This window comes from Aequorivita antarctica, assembly GCF_007997155.1.
GTDB lineage: Bacteria > Bacteroidota > Bacteroidia > Flavobacteriales > Flavobacteriaceae > Aequorivita > Aequorivita antarctica.
Genome location: NZ_VORT01000013.1, coordinates 21,386 through 41,021, shown reverse-complemented (window position 1 = coordinate 41,021; position 19,636 = coordinate 21,386). Strand labels below are relative to the sequence as shown.

The 19,636-nt window shown below is 37.5% G+C and carries 15 protein-coding genes; 4 read left to right on the top strand and 11 right to left on the bottom strand.

What is annotated here, in order from left to right; genetic code table 11:
* Positions 1 to 170 precede the first annotated feature (170 nt).
* Positions 171 to 1,400 carry a M20/M25/M40 family metallo-hydrolase gene (locus ESU54_RS15270; RefSeq protein WP_111845153.1) on the bottom strand — a complete coding sequence of 410 codons (1,230 nt, stop codon included), beginning with the start codon at positions 1,398 to 1,400 and terminating at the stop codon, positions 171 to 173.
* 31 nt (positions 1,401 to 1,431) lie between these two features.
* Here ESU54_RS15270 and ESU54_RS15265 point away from each other — a divergent pair, with 31 nt between their 5' ends.
* Together ESU54_RS15265 and ESU54_RS15260 are read left to right on the top strand one after the other, a co-directional pair.
* Positions 1,432 to 2,559, top strand: coding sequence for a TolB family protein (locus ESU54_RS15265; RefSeq protein ID WP_111845115.1), 1,128 nt, complete (start codon positions 1,432 to 1,434; stop codon positions 2,557 to 2,559).
* 72 nt (positions 2,560 to 2,631) lie between these two features.
* A complete protein-coding gene (locus ESU54_RS15260) occupies positions 2,632 to 4,035 on the top strand; it encodes a glycosyltransferase 87 family protein (RefSeq protein WP_111845116.1) in 1,404 nt (467 codons plus the stop codon).
* Between the two features lie 18 nt (positions 4,036 to 4,053).
* Here the strand turns inward: ESU54_RS15260 and ESU54_RS15255 are convergent, their stop codons facing one another.
* The 7 genes from ESU54_RS15255 to ESU54_RS15225 form a co-directional block, all read right to left on the bottom strand.
* Positions 4,054 to 5,592, bottom strand: a complete 1,539-nt coding sequence (locus ESU54_RS15255; RefSeq protein ID WP_111845117.1) for a bifunctional GNAT family N-acetyltransferase/carbon-nitrogen hydrolase family protein — start codon at positions 5,590 to 5,592, stop codon at positions 4,054 to 4,056.
* 117 nt (positions 5,593 to 5,709) lie between these two features.
* Positions 5,710 to 6,687: a deoxyhypusine synthase family protein gene (locus ESU54_RS15250; RefSeq protein ID WP_111845118.1), complete on the bottom strand. Its 978-nt coding sequence runs from the start codon at positions 6,685 to 6,687 to the stop codon at positions 5,710 to 5,712.
* Positions 6,677 to 7,615, bottom strand: coding sequence for an agmatinase (gene speB / locus ESU54_RS15245; protein WP_111845119.1), 939 nt, complete (start codon positions 7,613 to 7,615; stop codon positions 6,677 to 6,679). Before speB ends, ESU54_RS15250 begins: the two co-directional genes overlap by 11 nt.
* Positions 7,605 to 9,002 (bottom strand): arginine decarboxylase, encoded by a 1,398-nt coding sequence (locus ESU54_RS15240; protein WP_111845120.1) that lies wholly within the window; start codon positions 9,000 to 9,002, stop codon positions 7,605 to 7,607. Before ESU54_RS15240 ends, speB begins: the two co-directional genes overlap by 11 nt.
* A 306-nt stretch (positions 9,003 to 9,308) precedes the next feature.
* Positions 9,309 to 10,238 carry a pseudouridine synthase gene (locus tag ESU54_RS15235; protein ID WP_111845121.1) on the bottom strand — a complete coding sequence of 310 codons (930 nt, stop codon included), beginning with the start codon at positions 10,236 to 10,238 and terminating at the stop codon, positions 9,309 to 9,311.
* A 133-nt stretch (positions 10,239 to 10,371) separates the two neighbouring features.
* Positions 10,372 to 11,499 (bottom strand): 2-amino-4-hydroxy-6-hydroxymethyldihydropteridine diphosphokinase, encoded by a 1,128-nt coding sequence (gene folK / locus ESU54_RS15230; RefSeq protein WP_111845122.1) that lies wholly within the window; start codon positions 11,497 to 11,499, stop codon positions 10,372 to 10,374.
* 14 nt (positions 11,500 to 11,513) lie between these two features.
* Complete coding sequence (locus tag ESU54_RS15225) at positions 11,514 to 12,308, bottom strand: DUF2797 domain-containing protein (protein ID WP_111845123.1); 795 nt, start codon at positions 12,306 to 12,308, stop codon at positions 11,514 to 11,516.
* Positions 12,309 to 12,430: 122 nt separating this feature from the next.
* Here ESU54_RS15225 and ESU54_RS15220 point away from each other — a divergent pair, with 122 nt between their 5' ends.
* Together ESU54_RS15220 and ESU54_RS15210 are read left to right on the top strand one after the other, a co-directional pair.
* Entirely contained in the window at positions 12,431 to 13,951 is a 1,521-nt protein-coding gene (locus ESU54_RS15220; RefSeq protein WP_111845124.1) for a GH3 auxin-responsive promoter family protein, read from the top strand.
* A 462-nt stretch (positions 13,952 to 14,413) separates the two neighbouring features.
* A complete protein-coding gene (locus tag ESU54_RS15210; protein WP_146744014.1) occupies positions 14,414 to 14,752 on the top strand; it encodes a hypothetical protein in 339 nt (112 codons plus the stop codon).
* 117 nt (positions 14,753 to 14,869) lie between these two features.
* Here ESU54_RS15210 and ESU54_RS15205 read toward each other — a convergent pair whose 3' ends face one another.
* From ESU54_RS15205 to clpX, 3 genes are all read right to left on the bottom strand, one after another.
* Positions 14,870 to 15,460, bottom strand: coding sequence for a hypothetical protein (locus ESU54_RS15205; RefSeq protein WP_111845127.1), 591 nt, complete (start codon positions 15,458 to 15,460; stop codon positions 14,870 to 14,872).
* A gap of 16 nt (positions 15,461 to 15,476) precedes the next feature.
* The gene (locus ESU54_RS15200) at positions 15,477 to 18,221 is read right to left on the bottom strand and encodes a T9SS type A sorting domain-containing protein (protein WP_111845128.1); all 2,745 of its coding nucleotides are present in this window, start codon (positions 18,219 to 18,221) and stop codon (positions 15,477 to 15,479) included.
* Between the two features lie 162 nt (positions 18,222 to 18,383).
* Positions 18,384 to 19,616, bottom strand: coding sequence for an ATP-dependent Clp protease ATP-binding subunit ClpX (clpX, locus tag ESU54_RS15195; protein ID WP_111845129.1), 1,233 nt, complete (start codon positions 19,614 to 19,616; stop codon positions 18,384 to 18,386).
* Between the last annotated feature and the right edge of the window lie 20 nt (positions 19,617 to 19,636).

The following is a 19,636-nucleotide window of genomic DNA, read 5'->3' as shown; positions in this document are numbered from 1 at the left end:
ATTTTATTTATTTTATTTGTTTTTGTCCCATTTGTTGTTTTTATCTGCGGTCAAGTCCTTATAAGATTAGAAGCAACCGATAAAGAAAAGAAAATAGGTAAAATTATAATTTCAATTGTTTATGCAATAATTGGTCTAGGTTACTGTGGAATACTGATAAATTAAAAACTTTAAAATGTAACCTCAACCTCTTTCAACTCCCCACTTCTATCAATGGTTACTTGGGTAGTTTGTCCCTTTTCAAATTTTGAAAGGCTTTTCATATAACTCATCATATCTGTCACTTCAAAATCGCCCATTTTTACAACCACATCGCCTTTTTGTAGTCCCGCTTTTTGTGCGGGGCGATCTTCGCTAATGCCATCTATTCGCATTCCTTTTCCACTGAAAAGATAATCGGGAACCACGCCCAAAGTCACTTTAAAATCAGGCACTGCTTCGCTCTCGTTTTTGGTTTTTCGGAATGGAAGTTTTGGCTGACTGTCCAAATCTTTGATGATGCTAAAAATATAATTTGAAACGATTTCCATTCCTTCAAAGTTCACCTTTTCAGTATCGTCGCTCGGTTTGTGATAATCTTCATGCTGACCTGTGAAAAAGTGCAGAACTGGAATATCCGACAAATAAAAAGAAGTATGATCACTGGGACCAACACCGCTGTCGTTTTCTATGATACTTAAATCGCCTGCATTTGCATTAACGGTTTGTTTCAAAATTGGTGATGTTCCCAAGCCGTAAACTGCCAAAGCATTTTCAGCATTCAATCTTCCCACCATATCCATATTGAGCATATAGGTTACTTTTTTGGTGTCGGTGGTTGGGTTTTTTACAAAATAATTCGAGCCCAATAATCCTTCTTCTTCACCCGAAAAAGCTATAAAAAGATAGTTGTTATTTTTTGGGGAACCTTCCTTTTGAAGTGAATCTGCCAAATGCAGCATCATTGCCACACCACTCGCATTATCATCAGCGCCATTGTGGATTGCTTCGCCTTCGCGGTAAAGCGAACCTTCGCCACCCATTCCCAAGTGATCATAATGCGCGCCGATTACAATAGTGTTTTCAGCCTTGTTGTCAAAATATGCTATTACGTTTTCACCTGTTTGAGTACTGTCATTTTTCTCTGAAGTAAATTCCGCTTCTTGATGTGGGTTTTTACTGGTCTTAAAAGTGAATTTTTGAAAATAGCCGTCGGTTCCTTTTGATCGTAACCCTAAATCAGAGAATCTTTTTGCAATATATTCAGCAGCTTTCTTTTCGTCTGCTGAACCTGTTTTCCTTCCATTCAAGCTATCGTTAGCTAAAACCGAAACGTCCTCTTTCATCGTTATCGATTTCACTTTTGCTTCCTTGCAGGAAAAAACTACTATTGCCAGAAATAAAACTATAATTGCACGCATATCCTTACTTTTGTTCAAAAGTACATTAAAAATGAAAATATTATACGCATTGCTAATTGTTTCGATTTTTGCAAGTTGTAAAAATGAAGTAAAAAAAACAGAGAAAGAATCCTCCAATTCAATTGAAAAAACAACAAAGGCGGTTCTCGATTCCCAAACAAATGACACCCTAATTTATCCCGAAGAAAAACATTTTAAAAATATTCGGCAAGTGACTTTTGGTGGCGACAATGCCGAAGCATATTGGAGCTTTGACGACAGCAAACTTATCTTCCAAAGCAACTACAAAAATTGGGGCGTAAACTGCGACCAGATATTTTTAATGAATGCAGACGAAACTTTTAAAGACAACCAGCCCCCAATGGTAAGCACCGGAAAAGGCCGAACCACCTGTAGTTATTTTCTGCCAGATGGAAAGCATATTGTTTACGGAAGTACCCATCTAAAAGATGAAAAGTGTCCCGAAGTTCCCCTGAAAAAGGAAGGAAAATACGTTTGGCCCGTTTATGATAGCTTCGACATTTTTGTGTCAGATTTAGAGGGAAATATTACAGCTCAACTCACAAACGAACCTGGTTATGATGCAGAAGCAACTGTTTCACCAAAAGGCGATAAAATTGTATTTACCTCCATGCGAAGCGGCGATTTGGAACTTTATACCATGGATCTCGATGGGAAAAATGTAAAACAAATCACTAACGAATTAGGATATGACGGTGGGGCGTTCTTTTCACCGGACGGAAGTAAATTAATTTTTCGCGCTTCCCGCCCAAAAACCGAAGCAGCAATAAAGGAATATAAAGATTTGCTCGCCCAAGGTTTGGTGCAACCCACCGAAATGGAGCTTTTTATATGCAATGCTGACGGAAGTGAACTTAGACAACTTACACATTTAGGAAATGCCAATTGGGCACCGTTCTTTCATCCCTCAGGGAAGAAGATTTTATTTTCAAGCAATTTTGAGGCAGAAAGGGGATTTCCATTCAATCTTTATTTAATTGATATTGACGGTAAAAACTTGGAACGCGTTACACACGGTAGAACTTTTGATGCTTTTCCAGTATTTTCAAATAATGGAAAAAAACTGGTTTTTTCTTCCAATAGAAATAATGGCGGCGGACACGATACAAATATGTTTATTGCAGAATGGCAAGACTGATTTGATTAATGATTGTGGATTGCTGATTTTAGATTTTTTGGATTCTAGCTAACGATTAAAAACAACTGTTTTTTGAATTTCATTAAATTATATAAAATCCCACTTTTATTTGCGGTACTTTCCGTCGCATTTTACATCAGTTTTGGATATGATTTAGAGCGAAGTGATTTTATAAAACTCATCACTCTTTATTCAGCTTTGTTTATTACAGCTTTTCTTTTTATTGAAAAATTCAGACTTAACTTTTGGTTTTTGGCTGGTCTGGGAATTGTTTTTCGACTTACTTTTATTGGCTCGATCCCGAATCTCTCTCAAGATTTTTACCGATTTTTATGGGATGGACGGTTGCTGTTGCAAGGTGTAAGTCCCTATTTGTTTACTCCCGATCTCTCGACTGCGCTCGAGGTGACAGTTGAACAATCGCAACTATTGCGCGATGGAATGGGCGCATTAAATGCCAGCCATTTCAGTAATTATCCGCCCATTAATCAATTATTTTTCGCGGTTGCTGCACTGTTTGCAGGGAAAAGTATTTTGGGTTCGGTGATTGTTTTGCGTGTATCGATTATTTTGGCAGATGTTGGAATTCTTTACTTCGGAAAAAAAATATTGGAGAGATTAAATATTCCAATCAAAAATATCTTTTGGTATTTTCTTAATCCTTTTATAATCATTGAACTTACCGGAAACCTTCATTTTGAAGGGATGATGCTTTTCTTTTTTCTTTGGGCCTTGTATTTACTTTTTAAAGGAAAATGGCTATTGGCAGCCGTTTTGATTGGTGTGTCGATTTCAGTGAAGCTGATTCCGTTACTGTTTCTACCTTTATTTTTGAAGTATTTTATAAATAAAAAAGATACTGCAGAAATTCAACAGCGCTTCGATACTTCGACTTCGCTCAGTACAGGCAAGCTCAGCGTGACATCTTTATTTAAATTTTATATAGTAGTGTTAGTTACTACTGCAGTAACATTTATTCCATTTATATCTTCGGAATTTATCCAGAATTTTTCATCAACCATTGCGCTTTGGTTTCAAAACTTTGAGTTTAATGCGAGTGTTTATTACATTATTCGATGGATTGGGTTTCAGATTATGGGTTGGAATTTGATTGAAACCGTTGGAAAGATTCTTCCCGTTATAGTGTTTCTTTTTGTTTTGGGAATTGCTTTTTTTAGAAAAAATAAAACACCTCAGCAATTGATAACCGCTATGCTTCTTGCGGTTTCATTCTACTTTCTGCTTTCAACCACCGTGCATCCGTGGTACATTGCCACTCCCCTTTTGCTGTCGGTTTTTACGAAATATAAATTTCCAATTGTTTGGAGTTTTATGGTAGTGCTTAGTTATTCAGCCTATGGAAAAGATGGCTTTGATGAAAAGCTATGGTTAGTGGCTTTGGAATATATTATTGTAATTGGGGTTGCGGTTTGGGAACTGTTTCTTCAAACAAAATTGAAACCTACAAGATTTTAAAACCTTGTAGGTTTATTATTATTTCTTCACCCGCTCCAATCTATAAAAATCCTTTCTTCTGTCCTTTAAATTTCGAACTGCACCAAAGGTGTGTAGTTCACGGAGCAAATCCAAATCAACATCGGCCACCAAAATCATTTCTGTATTTGGGGTTGCTTCGGCTTTTATACCATTATTGGGGAAAGAGAAATCGCAGGGCGTGAATACAGCGCTCTGTGCGTACTGAATATCCATATTGTGCACCTTTGGTAGATTGCCTACACTTCCTGCAATAGCAACGTAGCATTCGTTCTCCACGGCGCGAGCCTGTGCACATAGACGCACTCTGGAATATCCGTTTTGTGTGTCGGTAAGAAAAGGGACAAAAAGAATGTCCATTCCTTCGTCTGAAAGCAATCTTGATAATTCAGGAAACTCGGAATCGTAACAGATCAAAACCCCTATTTTTCCACAATCTGTATCAAAGGTTTTTAGGGAATTTCCGTTTACCATACCCCAAACTTTCGCTTCGTCCGGAGTTACGTGAATTTTTTCATAACGTTCCACACTTCCGTCCCTTCTGCATAAATAACCTACATTATATAACTTGCCGCGCACCATTTCGGGCATACTGCCGGTAATGATGTTTATGTTATATGAAATGGAAAGGGTAGAGAGTTTTTCGGTAATTTTCTTGGTATATTTTGCAAGTTCACGGATGGCGTCCGGCTCGCTCATATGGTTATATTCTGCCATCAGCGGCGCGTTGAAAAATTCGGGAAACATCGCAAAATCGCAACGGTAACCAGCAACGCTGTCAATAAAATATTCTGCCTGCTGCATCAATTCCTCCAAACCTGAATAGGAACGCATTTGCCATTGAATCAATCCTAGACGAACCACACTTTTAATGGCGCTGGGTTTTGGTTTTTTATCTGGTTTTGTGAAATAAATATTGTCCCATTCCATTAAAACCGCAAATTCACCGGAGGCTTTATCGCCTTCCAAATAACCTTTCAGTACGCGAACAGGGTGGAAATCATTTGAAATCTGAAAGTTAAGAACAGGATCTTCAATTTGTCTACTCTTTACTTTTTCAATGTATTGTTTGGGCGTAACCTTACCGGCATGTAAATGGTAATTGGGCATCCTTCCTCCAAAAACAATGCTTTTAAGGTTTAGGTTTTCGCAAAGTTCTTTTCGGTAATCGTATAATCTTCTTCCCAAACGTAACCCACGGAAATCTGGACGTATAAACACATCTATTCCGTATAATACATCGCCGTCTGGGTTATGGATGCTAAAGGTTGGATCGTCTGTGATATCTTTATAAGTATGCTGATCTTCAATTTCATCATAATCAACAATAATGGAAAGGGCGCAACCGGCAATTTCGCCATCCGCCATAATTACCACTTGCCCTTCGGGAAATATATCAATCAGGTTTCCAATTTCATTTATCTTCCAATAGCTATTTGGCAGCCCTCCATAAGATTGAATGGTAGCTTGTTTCAACGCTTCGTAATCTCTGAGCGTTAAAAATTTCAGTTCAATATTTTCAATCTTTGGGCTTTCCATTATTTTTTTAATTAAATAACTCTAAATCGCCTCCCCTAAATACTTAAGTAAAGGGAAGCGATTTTATCTATTAGATTTTGATTCTTATCTGGTTGGAAATAATCTTTATATCAATTTTTACATATCCAAAAGATACGCAAAAATCAAGGGCGCTACAATAGTAGCATCACTTTCAATAATAAATTTTGGAGTGTCTATATCCAATTTTCCCCAAGTTATCTTTTCATTGGGTACTGCTCCGGAATAGCTTCCAAAACTGGTTGTGGAATCGCTTATTTGACAGAAATAGCTCCAAAATGGTGTCTCTGGACGTTCCATGTCTTGATAAAGCATGGGCACCACACAAATTGGAAAATCTCCCGCTATTCCTCCACCAATTTGGAAGAAACCGATTCCATTTTTGGAATTTTCTGTGTACCAATCTGCCAAGAAAGTCATATATTCAATACCACTTTTCATTGTTGAGGCTTTCAATTCGCCTTTCAAAACATAGCTAGCGAAAATATTACCCATGGTACTGTCTTCCCATCCTGGACAGATTATGGGTAGGTTTTTTTCGGCAGCTGCGTACATCCAAGAGTCTTTTAAATCTATTTCGTAATGTTCTTCCATTACCCCGCTTAAAAGAAGTTTGTACATATATTCGTGCGGAAGGTAACGTTCACCTTTTGCTTCGGCATCTTTCCATAATTTCACGATATGTTTTTGGATTCTTCTAAAAGCTTCTTCTTCAGGAATACAAGTATCGGTTACGCGGTTCATACCTCTTTCAAGCAAATCCCACTCGTCCTGTGGTGTTAAATCTCGATAATGTGGCACGCGTTCGTAATGACTGTGGGCTACAAGATTCATAATATCTTCCTCAAGGTTTGCGCCTGTACAGGAGATAATCTGAACTTTATCTTGACGTATCATTTCGGCAAAAATCTTTCCTAACTCTGCAGTACTCATAGCGCCAGCAAGAGACACGAGCATTTTTGAACCTTTGTTTAATTGTGCTTCATACCCTTTTGCGGCATCAACAAGAGCTGCGGCGTTAAAGTGTAGATAATATTTTTCGATAAACTTGGAAATAGCTCCTTTGCTAGTACTCATCTTCTTCTTCTGTATTAAATTTTGAAACGCCTTTTTTGGTTTCGTTAAAATGGTTATCGTATTCGTCGCCTTCTTCAGTTCCTGCGAATTTATAGGTTAACATTTTGTAGTAAAGTTTCGCTGCCACAAAATCCGAAGCTCTTTCATTTTCATTTGGGCACAATTCTACAATGTCAAAACCTACTACGTTTCTATCTTCAAAAACTTGTTTTAAGAAATCAAGTGTTTCGTACCAGAAAAGTCCGCCTGGTTCTGGAGTTCCGGTTGAGGGTAGGATTGAAGGATCAAACGCATCAAGGTCAAAAGTGATAAAAACATTGTTACCCAAAGCTTCAATAACTTTGTCCATCCAGTATTCGTCTTTTGCCATATCGTGGGCGAAGAATACTTTTTCTTCGTCCATTACGCGAGTTTCGGCAATGTCCATACTTCTAATACCTACTTGTACCAAATTTGTGGTCTGGCTAGCTTCGTAAACAGCGCAGGCGTGGTTGCAGGTACTTCCGTGAAAATCTTTGCGCAAATCTGCGTGTGCATCTATATGAAGCACGGTAAGATCATCAAAACACTCATTGAATGCGCGAATGGTGCCAATAGAGATACTGTGTTCGCCACCAAAAATGGTTACGAATTTATTTCTTTTAATATAGTCTTTTGTGGTTTTGTGCACTTCAGAAACCACTGCTTCTGGAGAGGAATTTTCTGTGATGGCATCTGCAAGATAAACTCCTTGCTTGTACACTTCTGTTTGGGTTTCAATATCATAAAGCTCCATGTTTTCCGAAGCATCCAAAAAGGCTTCAGGGCCTTTGTCGGCACCTTTTTGCCAAGTGCTGGTTCCGTCATAGGGAACTGGGATCAATACAATTTTTGATGTTTCAAGAGCCGCATATTTTTGCGGGATTCCGGCGTACGTCTTAATGCTCATAACCTAAAATATTTAGCAATTGCTCGCTTGTTTGTTGTTCTGAAAAAAGTTTGGTTGTTATATTATTATTTTTATCACGGTCAATCAATATATGTTTTGGCTGAGGAATCAAGCAGTGCTGCAAGCCTCCGAAACCACCTATAGTTTCTTGGTATGCTCCCGTATTAAAGAAGCCAATATACAAAGGTTTTTCCTTTCTGAATTTTGGCAGATAGATTGCTGCCATGTTTTGCTCACTATTATAGTAATCATCACTGTCACAGGTTAAACCACCTAAAAGCACTCTTTCGTACTCATCATTCCAACGATTTATGGGTAGCATGATAAACTTTTTACTAATTGCCCAAGTATCTGGCAAGGTTGTAATAAAAGAAGAGTTTATCATATTCCACTTTTCTCTATCATTTTGTTGTTTTTGATAGAGAATTTCATAAATAGCTCCACCACTTTCGCCGACGGTAAAACTTCCGAATTCGGTAAAAATGTGCGGTACTGGCACATCTGCCTCTTCACAAGTTATGTTTATTTGGTTTAAAATCTCGTCTATCATATATTGATAATCGTACTCAAAATGCAAAGAGTTTTTAATTGGAAAACCCCCACCAATATTTAAACTATCTAGAGAAGGACAGATTTTTTTAAGACGAACGTACACTTTTAAACATTTCACCAATTCATTCCAATAATACGCAGTGTCACGAATACCAGTATTGATGAAGAAATGTAGCATTTTTAAATCTACACGTTCGTTGTTTTTTATTTGCTCTTCGTAGAACGGGATGATGTTTTTATAGCCAATACCCAATCTAGAAGTATAGAATTCAAATTTTGGTTCTTCTTCCGAAGCAATACGGATTCCTACATTGAAATGTCCTTCAATATTGTCTGAAAGTAGTTCAATTTCTTCGTAATTATCAATAATAGGAATACAGTTTTCGTGGCCATTATTGATAAGTCTGGCAATATTTGTAATATATTGATCGCGTTTAAAACCGTTGCAAATAACATATGTTTTATCTGTTACCTTTCCAGTTTCCTTTAGGCTTTCTACGATGTCAATATCAAAAGCCGAAGAGGTTTCAATATGAATATCATTCTTTAAAGCTTCATTTAAAACGTGTTTAAAATGTGAGCTTTTTGTACAATAGCAGTAGTTATAAGTGCCTTTGTAATTGTTCTTCTCAATAGCTTGGGCAAACCATTTTTTGGCCAAATTTATATTTTCCGAAATTTTTGGAAGGTAGGTAAATTTAAGCGGCGCACCGTATTGCTCAACCAGCGCCATTAAGTCTACGCCGTGAAATTCCAGCCCATTATCTCCCAAACGAAACTCTTCCTGTGGGAAATAATAGGTTTGATTTATTAAATCTATGTATTTGGTGTTCATTCTTTTGTTTATGTTGAAAAGTGTAAATTAAAAACTCTTGTTGTCTATTCCCTAGAAAAAGGAAAGTATAACAAAAAATTAACTTGAAGTTTACATGCGAATAGGCAAGGCGTTTACAGTGGAACTTTTGCCCGTAACTTGCTGCGAAGCAGCGACTGGAAGTAAAAATGTGTTGTTCATTTAGAATTTTTGTTTTTGAAAAATTTCAAAAACCAACCATTTTAAAATACTGTTTGTTTAATTTCTATACAAAAGTGACAAAAAAAATTCAATAATTTATAAAACCTCAGAGTTTTTCACTCTCGGTTATATCATACTGAACATATTGAGTTCCTTTTCTGTAAGTATGCGCCACCTACCGCGAGACAAATCCTTTTTTGTCAAGGGGCCGAGGGTAACACAATCTACCCGCACTACATCATATCCTAAATGTTCAAAAATGGTTCTAATAATACTGTTTCCTGTATGTTTTATCTTTAAACCTATTTCACTTTTTGGTGAATTCTCTACGTAGCTTATTTCTTCTACGGCTATTTCTTTGCCTTCAATTGTAATCCCTTCCTTTATTTTTTTAAGGTGTTCGGCTTTTAGGTTTTTGTCCAATTCAATATGGAAAAGCCTTGAAATTCCTTTTTTGGTGAACTTTTGCACGAACTCATCATCATTGGTAAAGAGCAACAAACCTGTAGCATTCCTGCCCAAACGGCCAAAAGGCTTTATTTTGGCAGTAGTAGCATTGGCAACCAAATCCATTACAGTCATTCCTTTAGCGTTGCTGTCTGTTGTGGCAAAACCTTTTGGTTTGTTCAACAAAACATACGTATTTGGCTCGGGGTTTAATCTGCGGCCGTCAAAACGAACGTCGTCTGTCAACTGGACTTTGTAGCCCATCTCGTTGATAATTTTTCCATTTACAGAAACCAAGCCTGTGGCAATGTATGTATCTGCTTCCCTGCGTGAGCAAACTCCACTGTTCGCAATGTATTTATTTAAGCGAATTCCATCTTCGGGATTACTCTTTTTTATTTCTTTTACAGGTTTTTCTCTACGTCCAATTTCTTTTCCGGTTTTATCGAATTTCAATTTTGGTTTCGCTGGGTCTTGTTCTCGACCGGTTTTTCGGTTTGGCGAATCAGACTTCAAAGGAGCATTTCCACGAGCCATGCTTTTCTTTCTGGCATTTTTTCCGGGCTTGTTGGAACTTCTTCCTTTATCGTAATTGTCTTGTGTGCTCATTTAATATTTTTTGCAAAGGTAATCAATCCGAAATGCTTTCAACTATCAATTTTTCAAGGAAATAAAAATAAATTCGCAGGGATAGGTTTCAGTTTTAAGTACTTCAAACGGCAACTGTTTACTCTTTCTTTTTTTACGAAATTATTGATTTTAAAATCTTTAAATAATCCGCTCTGCTTTTCAAAAAATCCAATTCTGAAATGTCTATGATTTTGATATTTTCTGAATGTTGGTTTTTGATGAATTCCAAATAGCCAGTATTTAACTTTTGAAGATAATCAGCTTCAATACTCTGTTCGTATTTTCGGCCTCGTTTTTTTATGTTCTCCAGCAACCGTTCGGTGTTTTGGTATAAATAAATATACATATCCGGCTTCGGTAAATCTTTATGCATTACTTGGAACAGTTTTTTGTAAAGCGCATATTCTTCCTCTGGCAAAGTGATACTTGCGAAAATCAAGGATTTATTTACATCATAATCTGCAATGACTGATTCCTTAAAAAGATCGAACTGAGTTATGTCATCCACTAATTGTTGGTAGCGGTCTGCCAAAAAAGACATTTCCAATGGGAAAGCGTAGCGCGCTGCATCCTCATAAAATTTTGGAAGAAATGGATTGTCTTTAAACCTTTCAAGAATTAATTTGGCATTATAATCATTTGCAATCTTTGTAGCGAGACTTGTTTTTCCGGCGCCAATATTTCCTTCAATAGCAATGTAATTGTATTGCGAAATGTTATAATCCTTCATCGGGTTGCTAAGCCATTTGGATTGTTTTTCAAGAACACTTTTATCTTCGGTTTCGGCCAAAAGTTTAATAATATTTTTTTGCGAAATAGGATGAATCAAATGTGAATTCAATTCTGCCAAGGGCTGTAACACAAACTTCCGTTTCTCCATTTCTGAATGTGGAACGGTAAGTTTTTCAGTTTCAATAATTAAATCGGCAATAAAAATTATGTCGATGTCAATCGGCCGGGAAGTATATGTTTCAAAGACATTTCGCTTGCGTCCCATTGTTTTTTCAATTCCCAAAACTATTTTCAGGATTTTTGAAGGCTTAAGATCGGTTTGCATCCAAACCACGCAATTTAAAAAAGGATCGCCTTCAAAACCCATTGCCGGAGTCTCATAAACCGGAGATATTTTTACAATGGAACCAATTTTTTCAAACAAGTTATCAACCGCTTTTTGAAGATTTTCAAAACGGTTGCCCATATTGCTTCCTAAGGACAGATATATATTGGATAGTGGTTTGATGGAATTCCCTTATATTAGTTTACTACTATTGAAACTACGTATCCTTCGTTTCCACGAATGTTGAACACGGTGTCGTCGTCAAAAATAAGGTATTGTCCCTTTATTCCTTTTAAAATTCCTTCATAAAAAGGAGTTTTTTCAAGGTTGAGTGATTTTGGCTTTTCGGGATATTTTAAAACGGGAAATTGTAGATTGGTTTCTGAATTATTTTCTAAATAATACTCCACTGCTTCTGCTGGAATAAATTGTTTCAATTTATTTCGCCATTCCACCAAATCTTCATCTTTCAGATCGTTCTTCAACATGCTACGCCAATTTGTTTTGTCACTGACGTGGGCTTTCAATGCCATTTCGGTAATTCCGGCAAGGTAGCGGTTTGGAACCTCCACAATTTCAATGGCTTCGTGGGCACCTTGGTCAATCCATCTTGTTGGAATTTGGCTTTTGCGAGTAACTCCAACTTTTACACTGCTACTGTTTGCAAGATAAACCACATGTGGTTGCAGTTGGACCTTTTCCTCATAGGCTAAATCGCGATCCTCAATCCCTAAATGTGCTTTGCTGAGTTCGGGGTTTATAATCCAATCTGCTGCTTGGGGAATTTCATAAAAACAATCATAACAAAATCCTTGGCGGTAAATTTTCTTTTGAAGCCCACAATTTAAGCATTGGTAGTGTAAAAAATCGATGCTAATTTTTTTATCCAGTAATTGATTCACAATCAAAAAATCGTTTTCAAAAACCAGATAATACTGAATGGGCGAACCGTTTTCAGTTTGCATTTTTGTGAGTACTCCTTCGTAATTCATTTATTCAAAATTATTTATACCAAAACCCTTTCTGAAGAAACACTGTGAAAACATCACTTCAAAAAAAGCGGAAATCGTAATTATAAAATCGTATTTTTATAGCATAAAGATAGCGGAAAAATATGCCAATCCCCATTGTAAATTCCATTGCTTCTTGGTTTTTGAAAAAACGGTTTCACCAAATAGACCTTTTTTTAAAGTACCCAATTGAGGTTCAGGAAGAACTACTATTCAGTTTACTCCAAAAAGCGAAAAGCACAGAAATTGGGCGGCAGTATGACTTTGGAGGTATCCGAACATATCGCGAATTTGCTGAACGTGTTCCTATTACAACCTATGAAGAAAGCGAAGCGCGTATTGAACGTGCACGAAAAGGTGAAAGCAATATTTTTTGGCCAGCACCTATAAAATGGTTTGCAAAATCCAGCGGCACCACCAATGCGAAAAGCAAATTTATACCCGTTACCACCGATTCTTTGGAAGATTGCCATTATGCCGCGAGCAAGGATTTACTGTGCATGTATCTCAACAACAACCCAGATGCACAATTATTTTTGGGAAAGAGTTTACGGTTAGGAGGAAGCAAACAACTCTACGAAGAAAACGGAACTGTCTTTGGCGATCTTTCGGCAATTTTAATAGACAATATGCCTTTCTGGGCAGAGTTCAGCAGTACACCAAGCAACGAAATTTCTCTGATGGGCGATTGGGAAACCAAAATGCAGGCGATAGTAAACGAAACCATCAAAGAAAACGTAACAAGTCTTGCTGGTGTACCTTCTTGGATGTTGGTTTTGCTAAACCAAGTGATGGAAACTACAGGCAAAGGCAATCTTTTTGAAGTGTGGCCACACCTGGAAGTGTATTTTCACGGCGGCGTAAACTTTGATCCATACATAGATCAATACAACAAATTGTTGCCGAAAGACAACTTTAGGTATTATGAAATTTACAATGCTTCGGAAGGATTTTTCGCTATTCAGGACCGTAATGAAAATAAGGAACTGCTGTTGATGCTTGATTACGGAATTTTTTATGAATTCATCCCGATGGATAGTTACGGCACTTCCGAAGAAAAGACGATTCCGTTGAGCGAGGTTGAAGAAGGAAAAAACTATGCTGTTGTAATAACAACCAACGCAGGGCTTTGGCGCTATAAAATTGGTGACACGGTTCGCTTCACTTCAACCGACCCTTACCGAATAAAGGTTACAGGAAGAACCAAGCACCACATCAATGTTTTTGGAGAAGAATTGATTATTGAAAATGCAGAAACTGCATTGCGAAAGGCTTCACAGCTTACCAATGCCGAAATTGTGGATTACACCGCAGCCCCTATTTTTATGAACGGAAAAGAAAAAGGGGCACACGAGTGGATTATTGAGTTTAAATCGCCTCCAGAGGATTTAACTTCCTTTACACAGCTTTTGGACTCCGCTTTGCAGGAGGTAAATAGCGATTATGAAGCCAAACGTTTTAATAACACTACTCTTAACGCGCCAAAAATTCACCACGCGCGGGAACGTCTCTTTTATGATTGGTTAAAGGAAAAAAATAAACTTGGGGGACAACATAAAGTTCCGCGACTTTCTAATACTAGGGACTATCTAGAGGAACTTTTACACTTAAATAGCACTATTTAAACTGTATTTTTAAAAATTAAGACCTTCGTAAGATGTTGTAAATCGGGCGTTTTGAACACTTTATCGGTTATTATTTTTTAAAAATGTAGTTCAACGAGTTTACTAGTAAGTTCAACTAAAACATTTGTGAGCACTTTACTTCCGAAGTACTTTTGGCCTATAAAATCATTAGTATTTCAAAATGAAACAGTTTTTTTTTATAGTATGTTTTTTAGCTTTTACGGTTCTGTTTACTTCTTGCGCGACCACGCAATCTGCAAACAAAAAAGAAAATGAGGTAGCTGGCTACAACCTGAAAAGTAAAAAAGAACAAATGCAACAGAAAATACTTCACAATAAAAACAAGACACTTGTTGCGTGTCCATAATTTATTTCAGTTTTCTTTCCGAAAAGGAATTATAAACTAAAACGGAACAAAACTTGAAAAATTCAAAAATCTATAAATCAATCATTTTATTTTTTGTGTTTATTTCTATCTTATCCTGCAACAAGGATGACGACAATGAATTGATTTTAGCTACTGATTTAATTGGAGAATGGCAAAGAAGCGATTTTAATAATGAATTTGAATACAAACTAGTTTTCAACGCTGACAATACTGGTTTTAGAATTGAGTCTGAGACAGATTTAGAAGAAGGCACAGAAATTTCCAGTCTTATCCCATTTGCTTGGATTGCAAATGATAACATATTAGATATAAATTTCGACGGAGAAATGGTAACTACAAATTTTTCCATTAACTCTGAAGGACATCTACTTCTAAGTGATTTTACCAATTTGTATTTTATTAAATTGGAGTAATAAAAATTGCTGAAAAACACACATAAAAAAACCCCGATACAGTCGGGGTTTTTGCTTTAAAACAAGTTCTTTCTATGAAACCGCTTTTAGCTTTTTGATAATATTCTTTTTTTCATATTACAGCCAGCAGGGTCTTTTATCAATATTGAGGGTTGAAAGATTGATGTTAAATTCGCCACTAATTGGCATTATTATACTCGGGTCTAAGGAATTGTATAATTCACAATTAAAGGTTCCAATTAAAATACCATCTTCAATATTATAATCAGTAATTTCTATATCTCCCGTTCCTTCTTCGCTGAAATAATAAATTGTTGAATCATCTATAATTTTTTCAATATAAATATATGTTTTGGAAAACGTGAAAGGTGTGGGAGGAAGTTCGTTTGACGCTGCTGCATCTATAGGATAATTGCCGGTTCCGTCAACATTAATTAATGAAAAATGTAGAGATATTCTATTGTTTGAAGTAAAAGTGACTTCCCAATCATTTTCATCTTCATTATTTCTATATACATATAATGTATATGCACTAACTCCTCCCCCAGTTATCCATCTTGGTTCAATTATCATACCATCAAACTCTGCTTCAAAAAAATTCTCATCTTTGATGCAACCTTGGTCATCTTTATTGTCATCGTCTTTGTTGCAACTTGTTGCAATAAAAGCGCATATAATAAGCGTTTTTAAAATCATATTGTTTTTCATTACTGTCTGTTTAAAATTATCTTTCTATACTTATATGCTTTATAACCTCAGTTCCATTGTTTAAAATAATTTTTAAAATATAGAGGCCTTCTGGTATTTTACCAACGTCAAGGGTTATGGAATTGTTGTTTATAGTCTGGTTTGCGGTTTTATCCTGTCCAAACATATCAAACAGCACGGCTCCAATTGCGGGGGTTTCGCTTTGGGTATTGGTAATGGTTATCATATTTTTTGCGGGAACGGGATAGACCACAAAATCCTCTATGGGTTGCGGCCGTCCCCCATCTTCCACAATAATGAACCGTACCGGGGTAAATTGTGGGTTGCCGCACTCATCGGTAATCGTGAACCGAAAATCAATGACAGAGTTAAAATTTTTGTTCATATAATGGAAGACCAAAGTGCTACCGCTCGAAGACCAACTGTCCAGCGAATTATCATTGTCGGCCCAAACCGTCCAGGTTGGGTTGGATGCGCCCACTGGCATATTGGGCCATACGGTTACCTTTTGGGCAGCTGGTAAATTCAAGGGGTCTGGATCGCCCAGCAGGGTATTGTTGCCGCCACCCGTCAATAATGTATATGTAATACCAATTGGGGGATCTACCCTATATTCTCCGCCATAAGGGTAGGTTCCCGTGCCACCGGGATAAGGATCTTGTGGGTTTCCCTCTATTTCCTCAAAGAGAAAGTTGGAGGAACCCGATGATAGAAAGGTATGGGGCTCATTGAAGGAAGGCGCAGAGAAATAACTATCAAACGGTGTATTGCCGCTACATACCAAATTGCGGTTTATATCTTCGTATAGGTCCGGGTCTCCTATATAATCAAGCGCACTCTTGGTGGGGATAAAGCTAAACTCGTCGGTATCCAAATGCTGGGACATGCCCGCAACAAACCAATCAAACCCAAGTTCTGTAAGCTGCAGGATATCCTCGTCCAGCATATCTAGGGAAGCAATACCGCCCGGAGCGTTTTCCAGACTGCCCACGCTTGGGTTGGTGTAGGCATAGCGCTCACGGTGCCATATAGTTACACCCAGCAACTTGAGCCTCCAATTGAATACCCTTGCATTACCAGAATTATTGGTAAACTTTAAGCGAATGTTTCCATCAATTAAGACCCAAAGCAAATGGGCCTTGCCCTCAAAAAATTTTTGATTTATATCATTGGTGCCAGAACCATTAAAGCTTCCGTTCACTACCGCTATATTCCGCTGTGTTTGTTGCGGATAGCCCATGGCATTTAGATTGTTGTACAAGGTATTGTGGAAGGTAGCGGAATTATAATGGTTGGAAAGCAGTTGTTTTACGGCCGGGTTTTCCAGGTTTTCGCCAAGTTCCGAAAATTCTACATAGTTTTCTCCCCAGTTGGGCACCACATCGTCCACAAAGTCAACCATTTCCTGAGCCCCGCGTGGAATTGTAGCCCCTTGGTGTGGTGCATCTACGGAAGCATATAGATCCACATCGTGTGTAATGCTGTTAAGCTCCATATACCGTAAGGCATAACGCGCGATAACGCCGCCCATACTAAACCCGATAACCTTGGTAGGCTCGGCGTTGGTATCCTTGTTTTGGTTAATGTAGGTAATCAATTTTACCAAGACCATGGCATTCCGTTCTATATAATCACTTCCTCCAGCCTGAATTTCTCCGTTAATGGTTCGGGATTCAAAATTTAAGGTGATGACATCATAGCCGTTCCCAATGAGATCTGTGGCAAGACCGTTTCTGTTTAATTGAGCTGTCCCAAAAATATCATTATTATCAAAAGTATCATCAGGATCATAGCCTTCCACCACAATTACAGGCTTAGTAATGCAATTGGTGCCACTATAGTTTTCATACCTTCCAAAACCCGCATATGCCTGGCCCTCATCGTACCCCTGAAAGGTATAGGGCGCAGATGAAAATGTTTGGAAAACAGGTATATCGCAAGTGCCCGGTAGGGTAGTCATCGTTTCACTTGTAACGGTTATGCTGCTAGTGTTGATTAGTTCTAGGTCTGCGGTCAGGGTCTTGGTACTATTGTTGCTAAAGGTTGCCTTTATGCTTATTTCCTTAGTTCCATACGTTGCATATTGTATGTAATATGTTTGGTTTTTCGATACCGTTACAAACCCGTTTCCGTTATCAAAATCAATTTGAAGGTTCGTAATACTGTATTGTGCAGTTTCTTTCCAAAATGTGCTCGGCAATTTAAAATAAATATTTTTTGCACCAGTCTTGTTTTTTAGGGTTGAGGCGACATAAACATTTTTATAGGTATTATAGGGCGATAGCGATGAATTTGGGTTATCGTAAAAAAGACTGTCGTTACCTTGTACCAATAATGCACCAATAGCTACAGCATCTTCCTTAAATTTGTTGATATCGGCATTAATAATACCAATATTAATTATATTACTTGCAGATTGGTTACTTGTAATTAAAGTCTCAGGATTTGTAAATCTACTCAAATAATCCGTTCTATATAAATCCTCCATCGCCAAAAAATAATGTCCGGAACTACTGCTTGGCACACTTGGCACTAAAGGAGCAAAGCCGGAAGGGGTGCCATAACCCAAAAGATTTGAAAGGGGCAGCGTTCTGTCATAAAGTATCCTTGTAGGAACGTCATTGGAATTAAGATGCTGGATCTTTGTCTGGATCTCGGCACGTACATTATCCATAAAAGTTTGTGACGTGGCAGCGCAGGCAATCATAAAAAATAGCAATAAAACTATTCTTCGGGGGGGGGGGGTAATACTTTGTTTCATAACATTAAAAGTTTTAGATTATACTTCTAATTGGGGAGTTACGGTTTTACGAAAATGAAACAAATTATTGGAACGACAAATAAATTTACCATTAAGTTTTTATTAACATAAAAAATCCCAGTGTAATTTTCTGGGATTTAATACTTTACTATTTAAAAAAAATTAAGAAACCGCTTTCAACTTTTTAATTGTTGATTTGTTCAATTTTTCCTCCGCATACTCCTTCGTGACTTGGACGGTATTTTCATCTGTACCAGGCATTTCATACATGGCATCAGTCAAGACAGCTTCACAAAGCGACCTCAAACCACGGGCTCCAAGTTTGTAATCAATGGCCTGTTCCACAATAAAATCTAAAGCCTCTTCAGTGATCACAAAATCAATCCCGTCCATTTCAAACAGTTTTTTGTACTGTTTAATGATGGCGTTTTTAGGTTCTGTAAGTATTGCGCGAAGCGTTTCTTTATCTAGTGGATTCATATAAGTAAGCACGGGAAGACGACCGATTATTTCGGGAATCAAACCAAAATCCTTTAAATCCTTCGGAATAATATAGCGGAGTATATTATCTTTCTCCATTTGGTTTTCTTTTAAAGAAGCTGTAAAACCAACCGCTTGCATATTTAAACGTTTTGAAATATGACGTTCAATACCATCAAAAGCACCGCCGGCGATAAAAAGAATATTTTCGGTATTTACTTCAATGAATTTTTGATCGGGATGCTTTCTGCCTCCTTTTGGCGGAACATTTACCGTTGTTCCCTCCAAAAGTTTCAACAAAGCTTGCTGAACACCTTCACCACTCACATCGCGAGTAATTGAAGGGTTATCACTTTTACGGGCTATCTTATCAATTTCATCAATAAAAACGATTCCGTTTTCAGCTTTTTCAAGGTTGTAATCCGCAGCTTGTAGCAAACGTGTTAAAATACTTTCAACATCTTCGCCAACATAGCCGGCTTCGGTTAAAACTGTAGCATCCACAATTGCCAAAGGAACGTTCAACATTCTTGCAATTGTTTTTGCAATTAAAGTCTTTCCAGTTCCAGTTTGACCAACGATGATGATGTTACTTTTTTGTATTTCAATATCGTCATCGCTTTTTGGTTGAAGCAGTCTTTTATAATGATTGTAGACGGCAACTGACATAACTTTTTTGGTGAATTCCTGTCCAATTACATATTCATCCAAAAAGGCCTTTATGAGTTTTGGTTTCTTCAGCATTAAATCTTTGGACAGTTCCGTATTGCCCGCATGCAAAGCTTCCTCAACAACAATTCCGTGGGCCTGCTCAATACAACGATCGCAAATGTGGGCATCCAATCCTGCAATGAGCAAGTTGGTTTCCGACTTTTTACGGCCGCAAAAGGAACATTCTAAATCTTCTTTCGGCATATTATCTTTTTTCAAAAAGT

Excerpts from the sequence above, each read along its gene's own strand:
- clpX (WP_111845129.1), bottom strand. The coding sequence starts at position 19,616 with ATGCCGAAAGAAGATTTAGAATGTTCCTTTTGCGGCCGTAAAAAGTCG.
- ESU54_RS15270 (WP_111845153.1), bottom strand. The coding sequence starts at position 1,400 with ATGCGTGCAATTATAGTTTTATTTCTGGCAATAGTAGTTTTTTCCTGC.
- ESU54_RS15225 (WP_111845123.1), bottom strand. The coding sequence starts at position 12,308 with ATGAATTACGAAGGAGTACTCACAAAAATGCAAACTGAAAACGGTTCG.
- speB (WP_111845119.1), bottom strand. The coding sequence starts at position 7,615 with ATGAGCATTAAGACGTACGCCGGAATCCCGCAAAAATATGCGGCTCTT.
- ESU54_RS15220 (WP_111845124.1), top strand. The coding sequence starts at position 12,431 with ATGCCAATCCCCATTGTAAATTCCATTGCTTCTTGGTTTTTGAAAAAA.
- ESU54_RS15235 (WP_111845121.1), bottom strand. The coding sequence starts at position 10,238 with ATGAGCACACAAGACAATTACGATAAAGGAAGAAGTTCCAACAAGCCC.
- ESU54_RS15255 (WP_111845117.1), bottom strand. The coding sequence starts at position 5,592 with ATGGAAAGCCCAAAGATTGAAAATATTGAACTGAAATTTTTAACGCTC.
- ESU54_RS15200 (WP_111845128.1), bottom strand. The coding sequence starts at position 18,221 with ATGAAACAAAGTATTACCCCCCCCCCCCGAAGAATAGTTTTATTGCTA.
- ESU54_RS15265 (WP_111845115.1), top strand. The coding sequence starts at position 1,432 with ATGAAAATATTATACGCATTGCTAATTGTTTCGATTTTTGCAAGTTGT.
- ESU54_RS15240 (WP_111845120.1), bottom strand. The coding sequence starts at position 9,002 with ATGAACACCAAATACATAGATTTAATAAATCAAACCTATTATTTCCCA.
- ESU54_RS15250 (WP_111845118.1), bottom strand. The coding sequence starts at position 6,687 with ATGAGTACTAGCAAAGGAGCTATTTCCAAGTTTATCGAAAAATATTAT.
- ESU54_RS15205 (WP_111845127.1), bottom strand. The coding sequence starts at position 15,460 with ATGAAAAACAATATGATTTTAAAAACGCTTATTATATGCGCTTTTATT.